Raw genomic sequence first — 12,495 nt, forward strand, 5'->3', positions numbered from 1 at the left:
CAGAGCGTCAACGTGGCACGCTTGCCGTCCTTGTCCGCCGCAGGAATGGACCCGATGACCCCTCCCAGCCGGTTGCAGCTGCCGCCCGGCCACTGGCCCAGCCTGCTTGATGGCCTGTGTGCGCGATTCCCGCGCATCGACCGCGCGCAATGGCAGGACCGCTTCGCCCGTGGTCGCGTGCAGGACACGCAGGGCAGGGCACTGGCGCCGGATCTGCCCTGGCAGGTGGGGCTGGAGATCCAGTACTTCCGCGAGGTGGCCGACGAGCCGGTGATTCCGTTCGCCGAGACCATCGTCCATCTGGATGCGCACCTGCTGGTGGCCGACAAGCCGCACTTCCTGCCGGTGACGCCGGCCGGCCGGCACGTGCGCGAAACCCTGCTGGCGCGTCTGATCGTCCGCACCGGCAACCCCGAGCTGGTGCCGCTGCATCGGCTGGATCGGCTGACGGCCGGGCTGGTGCTGTTCTCCACGCAGCCGGCCTCACGCGATGCCTACCAGCGGCTGTTCCGCGAACGGCGCATCGAGAAGATCTATGAGGCACTGGCACCGGCCCTGCCGGGCGTGGCGTTCCCACTGCAGCGGCATAGCCGGCTGGTGCCGGGCGAGCCGTTCTTCCGCATGGCCGAAGCGCCGGGCGAGCCCAATGCGCGGAGCCGGATCGAACTGATCGAGGCGGAGGGACCGATCTGGCACTACCGGCTGCGGCCAGCGACCGGCCGCAAGCACCAGCTGCGCGTGCACATGGCCGCGCTGGGCGCGCCGATCGAGGGCGATGACCTGTATCCGCAACTGAGGTCGCGCCCGGAGGGGGCGGTCGAGCCGCCCCTGCAGCTGCTGGCACAGGGGCTGGCCTTCGATGATCCGCTCAGCGGGGAACGGCGGCAGTTCAGCAGCCAGCGCCGCCTGTGCCTGCCGGATCAGGCGGGGTAGCGCCGTTCAGCGGCCGGGACGCCGGGCCAGCCAACGGTCCAGTTCGGCGGCGAACAGCTGCCGGTCGCGTGGGCCGAGGGGCGGCGGGCCCCCGGTCTGGACCCCGGCGCCGCGCAGCTCTTCCATGAAATTGCGCATCGACAGGCGCTCGGCCATGTTGTTCGGGGTGTACAGCTGGCCGCGCGGGTTCAGTGCGACGGCCTTCTTCTCCAGCACCAGCGCGGCCAGCGGGATGTCCTGGGTGACCACCAGGTCGCCAGCGGCAACCCGCTCGACGATGGCACTGTCGGCCACGTCCAGGCCCTGCGGCACCTGGATCGAGCGCAACCAGCGCGAGGGCGGGGTGCGGATCCACTGGTTGGCGACCAGGGTCAGCTCGATCCCGACCCGTTCAGCGGCCCGGAACAGGATGTCGCGAATGACGCCAGGACAGGCGTCTGCATCCACCCAGATGCGGGGGAGGGCGGGTTCAGCTTGGGATTCAGCTTCAGTCATTTACCCAGTGTAGGGTAGGAAAAACCTGAATGGGGACTCGGAGTTAGCCACGATCGGCTGCCAGCCCTTGTCACGCCTAGCGGGCGGGCCCTGCCCATGAACGTCCGGGCTATCGCTTTTTGCAGAAAACACGCGTATCGTTCGTCCCACTGTGTTTGCTAGGGTCACCGTGAATCGTGGCCTGGTGCAGTTGATCTCACGATCCGCTCATCGATCCGCTTTACCAACGCCTGCAACTCAGTCTCGGCCCCGATACCCGGTGGCTGCGATTTTTTCAACATGTGTTTCAGGAGTTAGTCAAATGTCTGATCGTCAGACCGGCACCGTCAAGTGGTTCAACGACGCCAAGGGCTTCGGCTTCATCACCCCGGAAAGCGGCCCGGACCTGTTTGTGCACTTCCGTGCCATCCAGGGCACCGGCTTCAAGACCCTGCAGGAAGGCCAGAAGGTTACCTTCATCGCCGTCCAGGGTCAGAAGGGTATGCAGGCTGACCAGGTGCAGGCGGTCTAATCCGTCTGCTACCGTTGGGTAGCCAGAACGCCGGAAGCGAAAGCTTCCGGCGTTTTTTATTGCCCGCCGTTTTGTAGAGTCGAGCTTGCTCGACTGCTTTCAACGACAGTCGAGCAAGCTCGACTCTACGAGGGGCATGCATCCAGCGCGGTACGATGCAGGTCTTCCCAAGGATCATCCTCATGCGCATCGTCCACCACCTGGAAAACTCCCGTTCGCTGCGCGTGCTGTGGATGCTTGAAGAGTTGGGGCTGGACTACGAGCTCCGTCGCTATCCGCGCGATCCGAAAACGCTGCTGGCGCCGCCCGAGCTGCGCAACGTGCATCCACTCGGCAAGTCGCCGGTACTGCAGGATGGCGAGCTGGTGCTGGCCGAATCCGGTGCGATCCTCGACTACCTTGCCGACCGCTACGACACCCAGCGCCAGCTGTCGCCGTCAGCGATGCCAGCCGAGGGCGCCGAGCGCATCGCCTACCGCTACTGGCTGCACTACGCCGAAGGCTCGGCGATGCCGCCGTTGCTGCTGACCCTGGTGATGGGGCGCATCCGCAACGCGCCGATGCCGTTCTTCGCGCGCCCGATCGCGCGCAGCATTGCCGACAAGGCCGAGCGGGGCTTCATTGGCCCGCAGCGGCGCCTGCACCTGGACTGGATGGAACGCCGCCTCGCCGAAAGCCCATGGTTTGCGGGTGAGCGGTTCAGCGCGGCCGACATCCAGATGAGCTTCCCGATCCAGGCCGCCGCTGCACGTGGCGGTGGCCTCGACGACAAGCCTGCACTGCGTGGTTTCCTCAAGCGCATCGGCGAGCGCCCGGCCTACCAGCGCGCCGAGGCCCACGGTGGTCACCTGCAGGCGCTCAGCGGCAATTGAGGCGGGCGGCGGTCGCCCCCATCTTCAAGGCCATGGATACCGACAGCCCCCGTTTCGACAACCGCCTGCTGCACAGTCTGCCGGGTGACCCCGAATCCGGCCCGCGCCGCCGTGAAGTGCTGGCCGCGGCCTGGTCACCGGTGATGCCGACCCCGGTGGCGGCGCCCACGTTGCTGGCGTGGTCGCCGGAGGTGGCCACGCTGCTCGGTTTCGATGCCGCTGACGTCGAGAGCGAAGGCTTCGCCCGCGTGTTCGGCGGCAATGCGCTGTACGCCGGCATGCAGCCGTGGGCGGCGAACTACGGCGGGCATCAGTTCGGCCATTGGGCCGGGCAGCTGGGCGATGGCCGTGCGATCTCACTGGGTGAACTGGTTGCGCCCGACGGCCGTCACTGGGAGCTGCAGCTGAAGGGCGCGGGCCCGACGCCGTATTCGCGCGGTGCCGATGGTCGCGCGGTACTGCGCTCGTCGATCCGCGAATTCCTGTGCAGCGAAGCGATGCACCACCTCGGCGTGCCGACCACGCGTGCGTTGTCGCTGGTCGGCACCGGCGAAGACGTGGTGCGCGACATGTTCTATGACGGCCATCCGCGTGCCGAGCCTGGCGCCATCGTGTGCCGCGTGTCGCCCTCGTTCCTGCGTTTCGGTTCGTTCGAACTGCCGGCTTCGCGCGGTGAAACCGCGTTGCTGCAGCTGCTGGTGGATGCCTGCATCGCCCGCGATTTCCCCGAGCTGGAGGGGCAGGGCGAGGCGCTGTATGGCGACTGGTTCGCGCAGGTCGCGGTGCGCACCGCCGAGATGATCGCGCACTGGATGCGCGTGGGTTTCGTGCATGGTGTGATGAATACCGACAACCTGTCCGTGCTCGGCCTCACGCTCGATTACGGCCCTTACGGCTGGGTCGAGGACTTCGACCCGGACTGGACGCCGAACACCACCGACGCGCAGGGCCGCCGTTACCGCTTTGGTACGCAGCCACAGGTGGCGTACTGGAACCTGAGCCGGTTGGCACAGGCGCTGGCGCCGCTGTTTGCCGATGTGGCACCGCTGCAGGCCGGTCTGGCCGCCTACCAGTCCACCTTCGTGGCATGTACGCGCCGCGATGCCGCCGCCAAGCTCGGCCTGGCCGCGGCCGACGACGACGACCTGCAGCTCTACCTGCGCTGGCAGCAACTGATGCAGGACGGCGCGATGGACATGACCCTGGCCTGGCGCGCGCTGATGCGCATCGATCCGGCGGCACCGGATGCGGCGGTGCTGGACGCGGTGTACTACGACGAGACGCGCCAGCAGGCGCTGCGGGCGCCGTTGCAGCAGTGGCTGCAGAACTACGCGACGCGGTTGCGCGCCGATCCGCTGTCGGCCAGCGAACGCAGGGCGAAGATGGGCGCCGCCAATCCGCTGTACGTGCTGCGCAACTGGCTGGCGCAGGAGGCGATCGACCGCGCGGAGCAGGGTGACCTCGGTGGCGTGCACGCCCTGCAGGAGGTGCTGCGCGACCCGTATACCGAGCGCCCGGGGCTTGAACACTTCGCCGGCAAGCGCCCGGCGTGGGCCGACAACCGCGCCGGCTGCTCGATGCTGTCCTGCAGTTCCTGAGGATGGGTGTTGGCAGGGCTGCGCCCTGCACCTGCAGAGGCCAGGTCAACAGCCAGAGCAAAAGCTGGATTCCGTGGTTTGGCGGGGCGGTGTCGGAGTGCGGGGACGCCGCAAGTACGTCCCTGTAGGCTTGGCAGCCGCATCCATGCGGCTGACACCCCGCACTCCGACACCGCCCCACCTCCGACAGATTCCCGCTGCTGCGGGTAGGTGTCGACCTTGGTCGACACGTGGATACATTTCATTCAATTCTCGAAATATTCGATTCCGATGGAGATTCATCCACGCATGGCGTGGATCTACTGCAGATCGCAGAAATCTGTCGAAGGCGGGGTGGGTCCGGTTGCGGGGGCGTGAGGCGCATGGATGCGGCGACCGAGCCTACATGGATGTATTTACGGCGCCCCCCGCAACCGGACCCACCCCGCCATCCCTCAGGAAACCAGCTCTTGCCGTTGCCGTTGCTTGAAGCCTCTGCAGGTGCCGGGCGCAGCCCGGCCGATACCCCTCAACAGGCAGGCAACGGCCGGAACAGGTACCCTATGCCGCCATCAGATAGCCAACGTGACATGACCGACGCCCTCGTCGCTCCGCAGTGGGCCTCCCGCCTGCGCGACATCGCCGACTTCCCCAAGCCCGGCATCCTCTTCAAGGACATCATGCCGCTGCTCGCCCACGGCGAGGACTTCCGTGGTGCGATCACCGCGATGGCCGACCGTTGGCGCGACCAGAAGCTGGACGCGGTGGTCGGCATTGAATCGCGTGGCTTCATCCTCGGCGCCGCGATGGCGCTGGAACTGGGCGTGGGCTTCGTGCCGGTACGCAAGCCGGGCAAGCTGCCGGGCCAGGTGCTGCGCGAGGAGTACACGCTGGAATACCGCAGCGACTGCATCGAGGTGCACGCCGATGCGCTGCCGGCTGGCGCCCGCGTCGCGATCATCGACGACGTGCTGGCGACCGGCGGCACGCTGGTCGCCGCGTTGTCGCTGGTGCGCCGCCTGGGTGTCGACGTGGTCGGCGCCGGCGTGCTGGTCGAGCTGGACGGCCTGGGTGGCCGTGCCCGCTGGGAAGCGGATCTGCCGCTGCACACTGAACTGGTGTTCTGATCGTAGGGTGAGTGCCAACCAAGGTTGGCACCTACCAGAGCGAACCGCCGTGAACCGGTAGTTGCCAACCTGGGTTGGCATCGCTTTTCGCAACCGACGCCATGGACGGGCCAACCAAGGTTGGCCGCTACCAGGTCATGCCGTTGCCAACCGTGGTTGGCAACGCTGCTTCAATCACATCATCCGCACGCGGAATCGACGGCCCTTGATCTTGCCGGCTTCCAGCTTCGCCACGGCCTTGTTGGCCTGCTCGCGCGCGATCGCCACGTAGGAGCGGGTCGGGAAGATCGCGATCTTGCCGATGAACTTGCTCGACAGGCCGGCGTCACCGGTCAGTGCGCCGAGGATATCGCCCGGGCGCAGCTTGTCGGTCTTGCCACCATCGATGCGCAGCGTGCGCATTGCCGCCTGCGGCAGCTCGGCCGGGCGCGAGGTTGCCAGCGGCGTTTTCTGCCAGTCCAGCGGCTGACCCATCTGCGCTTCGATCGCTTCGGCACGGGTCTTCTCGCGGCCGGCCACCAGGCTGATCGCCAGGCCACTGGCACCGGCACGGCCGGTACGGCCCACGCGGTGCTGGTAGCTCTCCACGTCGGTCGGCAGTTCGTAGTTGATCACCGCCGCCAGCTCTTCCACGTCCAGCCCGCGCGCGGCCACGTCGCTGGCCACCAACACGTTGCAGCTGCGGTTGGCCAGCAGCAGCAGCACTTCCTCGCGGTCGCGCTGTTCCATGTCACCGTGCAGGGCGAGGGCGGAGAAGCCGAACTGCTGCAGCGACTTGGCTACTTCGTCCACGTCCTTGCGGGTGTTGCAGAACACCACCGCCGATTCGGGCGTGTACTTCAGCAGCAGGCCGGCCAGTGCCTTCTGGCGGTGCGCCGGTTCCACCTCGCAGAACAGGTGGCGGATTGCCGGTGCCTGGTCGGCGCCTTCCACGGTCACTTCCACCGCGTCGCGCAGCAGGTCACGCGCCATGGCGCGGATGCTGTCGGGGAAGGTGGCCGAGAACAGCAGGCTCTGGCGGTCCTTGTGGGTGCGGCCGGCGATCTCGCGGATCGGCTCCTCGAAGCCCATGTCGAGCATGCGGTCGGCCTCGTCCAGCACCAGCGTGCGCACCGCACCCAGGTTCAACGCGCGCTTGCGCGCCAGTTCCTGCACGCGGCCGGGGGTACCGACCACCACGTGCGGGTCATGGCCTTCCAGCGACGCCAGCTGCGGGCCCAGCGGCACGCCACCCACCAGCAGCAGCAGCTTCAGGTTGGGAATGCCGGTGGCCAGCTTGCGGATCTGCTTGCCGACCTGGTCGGCCAGTTCGCGGGTCGGGCACAGCACCAGCGCCTGCACGCGGATCAGGCTGGGGTCGATGGACTGCAGCAGGCCCAGGCCGAAGGCGGCGGTCTTGCCGCTGCCGGTCGGCGCCTGTGCGATCACATCACGGCCATCGAGGATGGCCGGCAGGCTCTGCGCCTGCACAGGGGTGAGAGTGGTGTAGCCGAGGGCATCCAGGCCGGGCTGCAGGGCCGGGCTCAGCGGCAGGGTCGAGAAGTCAGTCATGGCGCATTGTACCCGTCCGCGCGGCAGCTCCCGTCCTGGGGCCTTCATCCATGTGGGTGCCGACCTGGGTCTGCACGCTCCTGCTCAGCCCAACACCGCCAGCACGCCCTGGTGGATCGCCAGCCCACCGAACAGCAGCCAGGCGAACAGGATCAGCGCCAGCAGCAGCGGCTTCAGCCCAGCCTGGCGCAGCGCCGAGACGTGGGTGGTCAGGCCGAGTGCGGCCATCGCCATCGCCAGCAGCACCGTATCCAGCTGCACCAGCCCGGCCTGCAAACCAGCCGGCAGCAGATGCAGCGAGTTGAACCCGGCCACCGCCACGAAACCAAACGCGAACCACGGCACCACGATGCGCGCCTTGCTGCCGTCGGCGCTGGCCTTGCCACCACGCGCCAGCCACAGCGACAGTGCGACCAGGAACGGTGCCAGCAGCATCACCCGCACCATCTTGGTGATCACTGCGGTATCGGCCGCCGCTTCGCTGACCGCACGGCCTGCGGCCACCACCTGCGCCACTTCATGCACTGTCGCGCCGGTGAACAGGCCGTACTGGCGTGCGTCCATGGCCAGCCAGCCGTGTGACTGCACCAGTGCATACAGCGCGGGGTACAGGAACATCGCCAGCGTGCCGAACACCACCACCGTCGACACCGCGACGGTGACCTGCGCCGCACGGCCGCGCACCACCGGCTCGGCAGCCATCACCGCCGCCGCGCCGCAGATTGCGCTGCCGGCACCGATCAGCATTGCCGCCTCGCGCTCCATCCTGAAAACACGCACACCCAGCCAGCAGGCCAGGCCGAAGGTGCTGGCCACTACCAGCACGTCCATCAGCACGCCGCTGACGCCGACATGGCCGATGTCCTGGAAGGTCAGGCGCAGGCCATACAGCACGATGCCGGCACGCAGCAGCCAGTGCTTGGAAAAGCCGACACCGGCTGCGCTGCTCGGCGCCAGCCGCGGGTAGAGGGTGTTGCCGACCACGATGCCGGCGACGATGGCCACGGTCAGCGCGCTCAGGCCGTGCGCCTGCAGCCACGGAAGCTCGGCCAGGTATAGCGAGGCCGCAGCGATCAGGCCCACCAGTAGAAGGCCGGGCAGGCGCGGTTGCCAGCGTTGGCGCAGGGCGGGCAGGGACCAGGGGGAGAGGGCAGGGGCGTTCATGACGGGGACGGGGCTGAAGTAGTGGCGCCAGCGTGCGCCTGTGTGATTGACCTGTAAAACGAATAATATGGGTGAAAGCTACCTATCAAGCGGGTAATTGTCATGCGCCTGACCTTGCGCCAGCTGCAGGTCTTCGTCGCCATCGCTGACTACGGCAGCACCACCGCTGCGGGCCAGGCCATCGCGCTCTCGCAGTCGGCCAGCAGCGCCGCCCTGCAGGAGTTGGAGGCACATTTCGGCACCCCGCTGTTCGACCGCATCGGCCGTCGCCTGGCCCTGAACGGGCATGGCCGCGCGCTGCTGGAGCCGGCGCGCACGCTGCTGGTCAATGCCGCCGACCTGGAGCGGCAGCTGGCCGCTGGCGGCGACCCGGCGCAGGGCGCACCCCTGCGGCTGGTGCTGGCCGCCAGTACCACCATCGGCAACTACCTGCTGCCGCCGCGCATCGCCGAGCTGCTGCGGCAGGCGCCACAGGCCGAGGTCGACCTGCGCATCGACAACAGTGCCGGCGTGGTCGCTGCCGTGCAGCGGCTGGACGTCGACGCGGGCCTGATCGAGGGCCCGTGCCACGAGCGTGGCCTGCAGGTCACCGCCTGGCAGCAGGATCCGTTGGTGATTGTCGCGGCCGCCGACGCCCCGGCGCGATGGACGATGGATGAACTGCGCAGCGCCCGCTGGCTGCTGCGCGAACCCGGCTCCGGTACCCGCGAAGCCGTCGAACAGGCCCTGCTGCCGCACCTGCGCGGATTCGCCCAGACCCTGCAGCTGGGCAATACCGAAGCGATCAAGCAGGCCGCCATCGCCGGCCTCGGCCTGGCCTGCCTCTCGCGCCACACGCTGGAAGAGCCGCTGGCTCTCGGCCGCCTGCGCGTGCTGGAGACCCCGCTGCCCACCCTGCAGCGCACCCTGTGGCTGGTACGCCACCCGGGCAAGCACTGGTTGCCGGGCTTGCAGGCGTTGTTGGGGGAAGTGGGGTAAGCCATCAGATTCCCATGTGCCGACCAAGGTCGACACCCACCAGAGCAGAATGCCGTTCCAACAGATCGCGATGAACCGTCAGAGGCGGGGCGGTGTGGGGCTGCAGGACCGTTGGCGCCATGGATGGCGCCATCGAGCCCCCAGGGACGGGTTTACGGCGTGTCCTGCAGCCCCACATCGACCCGCCTGCCACCGTAAGCCGCTTTTGACGTTGCTTTGGCTGCGGCCGTTGCCTCTGCGGGTGCCGGGTGCAACCCGGCCGACGCCCCCAACCCGTACAATATCCGGATGCCTCTGATTACTCTGCAGAACGTCGACTTCAGCGTCGGCGGCCCGTTGTTGCTGGAAAAGGCCGAACTGTCGATCGAGCCGGGCGAACGCATCGCCCTGATCGGCCGCAATGGCGCCGGCAAATCCACCCTGCTCAAGCTGCTGTCCGGCGACCACAAGCCCGATGACGGCGAAGTCCGCGTGCAGCAGGGCGTGCGTGTCACCCGCCTGGAGCAGGAAGTGCCGCATGGCGCTGCCGGCTCGGTGTTCGACGTCGTGGCCGATGGCCTGGGCGAACTGGGCCAGTGGCTGGCCGAGTTCCACCATCTCAGCCACGCCGAAGTCTTCGATGGCGAAGCGCTCGGCAACGTGCAGGCCAAGATCGACGCCGCCAACGGCTGGGGACTGGACCAGCGCGTCAGCGAAACCCTGACCAAGCTCGACCTCGACGGCGAAGCCGAATTCGGCCGCCTGTCCGGCGGCATGAAGCGCCGCGTGCTGCTGGCGCGCGCGCTGGTGTCCAGCCCCGATGTGCTGCTGCTGGACGAACCGACCAACCACCTCGACATCGAAGCCATCGACTGGCTCGAAGCGTTCCTGAAGGGCTGGAGCGGCAGCGTGGTGTTCGTCACCCATGACCGCCGCTTCCTGCGTGCGCTGGCCACCCGCATCGTCGAGATCGACCGCGGCCAGGTCACCAGCTGGCCGGGCGACTGGGCCAACTACGAGCGCCGCCGCGAGGAACGCCTCAACGCGCAGGCGCAGGAAAACGCCCGCTTCGACAAGCTGCTGGCGCAGGAAGAAGTCTGGATCCGCCAGGGCATCAAGGCGCGCCGTACCCGCGACGAGGGCCGCGTACGCCGCCTGAAGGCGATGCGCACCGAACGCTCGCAGCGCCGCGATCTCAGCGGCAACGTCAAGATGGAAGCCGCGCAGGGCGTCAGCTCGGGCAAGAAGGTCATCGACGTCAAGGATATTTCGTTCGCCTTCGGCGAGCGCACGATGGTCCGTGACTTCAGCACCACCATCCTGCGTGGCGACCGCATCGGCCTGATCGGCCCCAACGGCAGTGGCAAGACCACCTTGCTGAAGCTGTTGCTGGGTGAACTGCAGCCGGCCAAGGGTGAGGTCAACCCCGGTACCAACCTGCAGATCGCCTATTTCGACCAGTACCGCGCGGTGCTGCGCGAAGACTGGAGCGCGATCGAGAACGTGGCCGAAGGCCGTGATTTCCTCGAGTTCAACGGCAAGCGCAAGCACGTGCATGCCTACCTGCAGGACTTCATGTTCACCCCGGAACGCGCGCGTGCGCCGATCACCCGCCTGTCCGGTGGCGAGCGCAACCGCCTGCTGCTGGCCAAGCTGTTCGCGCAGCCGTCCAACCTGCTGGTGATGGACGAACCGACCAACGACCTCGACGTAGAAACCCTGGAGCTGCTGGAAGAGCTGCTGGGCGAGTACACCGGCACCCTGCTGCTGGTCAGCCACGACCGTGATTTCATCGACAACGTGGTGACCTCCACGCTGGTGATGGAAGGCGACGGCGTGATCGGTGAGTACGTCGGTGGCTACAGCGACTGGCAGCGCTACGCGGCCAGCATCGCTGCACCTGCCGCGGCCCCGGCAGCCAAGCCGGCGGCAGCTGCACCGGCCGCTGCGGCGGCTACCCCCGCAGCGCCCAAGCGCAAGCTGGCCTACAAGGAAGCGCGCGAACTGGAACAGCTGCCGAAGACCATCGAGAAGCTGGAAGGCGACGTCGAAGGGCTGACCTCGGCGATGAACGACCCGTCGTTCTACACCCGCAGCAGTGCCGAAGTGACCGCGCACACCCAGCAGCTGGCCAAGGTCCAGGCCGAGCTGGATGCCGCGTACGCGCGCTGGGAAGAGCTGGAAGGCTGAGCGCCGGCCGGCGCTGCCGGTGGACTCGGTAGATCCACGCCGTGCGTGGATATTGGGATCCGTGCGGACCAACGGTCCGCACCTACCGACGCCGATGCCTGGTAGATCCACGCCATGCGTGGATGGCGGCATCAGTGCGGACCTAGGTCCGCACCCACCGGGGGGCCAGCGGTCATTTGACCCCGTGCAGATCCCGCAGCTGGCTCGGCCGGCTGCCGAAGTACGCCGCCAGATCGGCGATGTCCTGATCACTCAGATCCTTGGCCTGCGGCGTCATCAGCGCATGCTGGCGGTCACCGGCACGGTAGGCCTGCAGGGCGTGCGCCAGGTAGTCACCGTACTGGCCACCCAGCTTCGGATAGGTCGCATCGATCGGCGCATTGCCGTCCGCCCCGTGGCAGTCGATGCAGCTCTGGTTGGTGGCCTTGCCCTTCACCTTGGCGCGGGCTTCGCCGGCGGCCTCGCGGCCCGCAGGCAGGCCGGCCGATGAAGAAGAACCGTGTTCGCCGCTGGCATGGCCCGGGTCGGCGGCGGATTTTTCGCTGTTTTCCACCTGCGACTGCGAACAGGCGGCCAGCAGCAGGGCAACGGACAGGGCGATGGCATGACGCATCGGATGCGCGGCTTTCGACATGGGCGGGCCTTACTTGACGGTGGACAGGTAAACAGAGAGATCGGCGATCTCCTGTTCGCTGAAGCTCATCGACTGCGCCTGCATCGTTGGATGCCGGCGCTTGCCCTGGCGGTACTCGGTCAGGGCCTGGGCCAGGTACTGCTGGGTCTGGCCGCCGATCTTCGGCACCCGGTAACTGGGGTAGGCGTTCTTGTAGCCGGTGATGCCGTGGCACCCCTGGCAGGTGTAGGCCAGGACGCGGCCATTGTCGAAGTTGCCGGTAGGGGCGGCAGGTGCCGTGGCAGCGGCGGGAGCCGGGGCCGGGGCAGGTGTGGCAGGAGCAGGAGCGGGCTGTGCGGCGGCCCCAAGGGGCAGGAGGACGGCCAGAGCGAGACAAGCGGCGAGCGGCTGCGGGCGCATGGTGTCGTTTCCGGGGATTCGGGTCTGGTCGTTCCGGCGTGGGGTACGGAACGCCCCGAGTATAGCCCCAGGTTTCATCTAGCTG

The 12,495-nt window shown here is 67.7% G+C and carries 12 protein-coding genes; 7 read left to right on the forward strand and 5 right to left on the reverse strand.

Going from position 1 to position 12,495, the window contains the following annotated elements; all coding sequences use genetic code 11:
• The first annotated feature begins 54 nt into the window (after nt 1-54).
• Nucleotides 55-933, forward strand: a complete 879-nt coding sequence (locus K5L94_RS09705) for a pseudouridine synthase (RefSeq protein WP_053449506.1) — start codon at nt 55-57, stop codon at nt 931-933.
• Nucleotides 934-939: 6 nt separating this feature from the next.
• On the opposite strand, the gene K5L94_RS09710 is transcribed toward K5L94_RS09705, so the two are convergent.
• On the reverse strand, nt 940-1,428 hold the full coding sequence (locus K5L94_RS09710) for a YaiI/YqxD family protein (RefSeq protein ID WP_274512499.1): 489 nt from the start codon (nt 1,426-1,428) through the stop codon (nt 940-942).
• A 301-nt stretch (nt 1,429-1,729) separates the two neighbouring features.
• Between K5L94_RS09710 and K5L94_RS09715 the strand changes: the two genes are divergently transcribed.
• The 4 genes from K5L94_RS09715 (at nt 1,730) to K5L94_RS09730 (ending at nt 5,515) form a co-directional block, all read left to right on the forward strand.
• Nucleotides 1,730-1,939 carry a cold-shock protein gene (locus K5L94_RS09715; protein WP_004153307.1) on the forward strand — a complete coding sequence of 70 codons (210 nt, stop codon included), beginning with the start codon at nt 1,730-1,732 and terminating at the stop codon, nt 1,937-1,939.
• Between the two features lie 182 nt (nt 1,940-2,121).
• On the forward strand, nt 2,122-2,811 hold the full coding sequence (locus K5L94_RS09720; RefSeq protein ID WP_053449507.1) for a glutathione S-transferase family protein: 690 nt from the start codon (nt 2,122-2,124) through the stop codon (nt 2,809-2,811).
• Nucleotides 2,812-2,843: 32 nt separating this feature from the next.
• Nucleotides 2,844-4,409 carry a protein adenylyltransferase SelO gene (locus tag K5L94_RS09725; protein ID WP_197586625.1) on the forward strand — a complete coding sequence of 522 codons (1,566 nt, stop codon included), beginning with the start codon at nt 2,844-2,846 and terminating at the stop codon, nt 4,407-4,409.
• A 569-nt stretch (nt 4,410-4,978) separates the two neighbouring features.
• A complete protein-coding gene (locus K5L94_RS09730; RefSeq protein WP_049457836.1) occupies nt 4,979-5,515 on the forward strand; it encodes an adenine phosphoribosyltransferase in 537 nt (178 codons plus the stop codon).
• Nucleotides 5,516-5,689: 174 nt separating this feature from the next.
• On the opposite strand, the gene dbpA is transcribed toward K5L94_RS09730, so the two are convergent.
• Together dbpA and K5L94_RS09740 are read right to left on the reverse strand one after the other, a co-directional pair.
• Nucleotides 5,690-7,066 (reverse strand): ATP-dependent RNA helicase DbpA, encoded by a 1,377-nt coding sequence (gene dbpA, locus K5L94_RS09735; RefSeq protein ID WP_274512500.1) that lies wholly within the window; start codon nt 7,064-7,066, stop codon nt 5,690-5,692.
• An 84-nt stretch (nt 7,067-7,150) separates the two neighbouring features.
• Complete coding sequence (locus K5L94_RS09740) at nt 7,151-8,230, reverse strand: YeiH family protein (protein WP_053449509.1); 1,080 nt, start codon at nt 8,228-8,230, stop codon at nt 7,151-7,153.
• A 102-nt stretch (nt 8,231-8,332) separates the two neighbouring features.
• Between K5L94_RS09740 and K5L94_RS09745 the strand changes: the two genes are divergently transcribed.
• Both K5L94_RS09745 and K5L94_RS09750 read left to right on the forward strand, forming a co-directional pair.
• On the forward strand, nt 8,333-9,208 hold the full coding sequence (locus K5L94_RS09745) for a LysR family transcriptional regulator (RefSeq protein WP_274512501.1): 876 nt from the start codon (nt 8,333-8,335) through the stop codon (nt 9,206-9,208).
• Between the two features lie 288 nt (nt 9,209-9,496).
• Complete coding sequence (locus K5L94_RS09750) at nt 9,497-11,377, forward strand: ATP-binding cassette domain-containing protein (protein WP_274512502.1); 1,881 nt, start codon at nt 9,497-9,499, stop codon at nt 11,375-11,377.
• 172 nt (nt 11,378-11,549) lie between these two features.
• Here the strand turns inward: K5L94_RS09750 and K5L94_RS09755 are convergent, their stop codons facing one another.
• On the reverse strand, nt 11,550-12,011 hold the full coding sequence (locus tag K5L94_RS09755) for a c-type cytochrome (protein WP_006430887.1): 462 nt from the start codon (nt 12,009-12,011) through the stop codon (nt 11,550-11,552).
• A gap of 9 nt (nt 12,012-12,020) precedes the next feature.
• Complete coding sequence (locus tag K5L94_RS09760) at nt 12,021-12,410, reverse strand: c-type cytochrome (protein ID WP_053449512.1); 390 nt, start codon at nt 12,408-12,410, stop codon at nt 12,021-12,023.
• Nucleotides 12,411-12,495 lie beyond the last annotated feature (85 nt).

Source organism: Stenotrophomonas forensis (assembly GCF_028752115.1).
Lineage (GTDB): Bacteria > Pseudomonadota > Gammaproteobacteria > Xanthomonadales > Xanthomonadaceae > Stenotrophomonas > Stenotrophomonas forensis.

Bases quoted from the DNA above. Each gene is read 5' to 3' on its own strand.
- K5L94_RS09745 (WP_274512501.1), top strand. From the start codon at position 8,333: ATGCGCCTGACCTTGCGCCAGCTGCAGGTCTTCGTCGCCATCGCTGAC.
- K5L94_RS09755 (WP_006430887.1), bottom strand. From the start codon at position 12,011: ATGTCGAAAGCCGCGCATCCGATGCGTCATGCCATCGCCCTGTCCGTT.
- K5L94_RS09760 (WP_053449512.1), bottom strand. From the start codon at position 12,410: ATGCGCCCGCAGCCGCTCGCCGCTTGTCTCGCTCTGGCCGTCCTCCTG.
- K5L94_RS09725 (WP_197586625.1), top strand. From the start codon at position 2,844: ATGGATACCGACAGCCCCCGTTTCGACAACCGCCTGCTGCACAGTCTG.
- K5L94_RS09715 (WP_004153307.1), top strand. From the start codon at position 1,730: ATGTCTGATCGTCAGACCGGCACCGTCAAGTGGTTCAACGACGCCAAG.
- K5L94_RS09750 (WP_274512502.1), top strand. From the start codon at position 9,497: ATGCCTCTGATTACTCTGCAGAACGTCGACTTCAGCGTCGGCGGCCCG.
- K5L94_RS09730 (WP_049457836.1), top strand. From the start codon at position 4,979: ATGACCGACGCCCTCGTCGCTCCGCAGTGGGCCTCCCGCCTGCGCGAC.
- dbpA (WP_274512500.1), bottom strand. From the start codon at position 7,066: ATGACTGACTTCTCGACCCTGCCGCTGAGCCCGGCCCTGCAGCCCGGC.
- K5L94_RS09720 (WP_053449507.1), top strand. From the start codon at position 2,122: ATGCGCATCGTCCACCACCTGGAAAACTCCCGTTCGCTGCGCGTGCTG.
- K5L94_RS09740 (WP_053449509.1), bottom strand. From the start codon at position 8,230: ATGAACGCCCCTGCCCTCTCCCCCTGGTCCCTGCCCGCCCTGCGCCAA.
- K5L94_RS09705 (WP_053449506.1), top strand. From the start codon at position 55: ATGACCCCTCCCAGCCGGTTGCAGCTGCCGCCCGGCCACTGGCCCAGC.
- K5L94_RS09710 (WP_274512499.1), bottom strand. From the start codon at position 1,428: ATGACTGAAGCTGAATCCCAAGCTGAACCCGCCCTCCCCCGCATCTGG.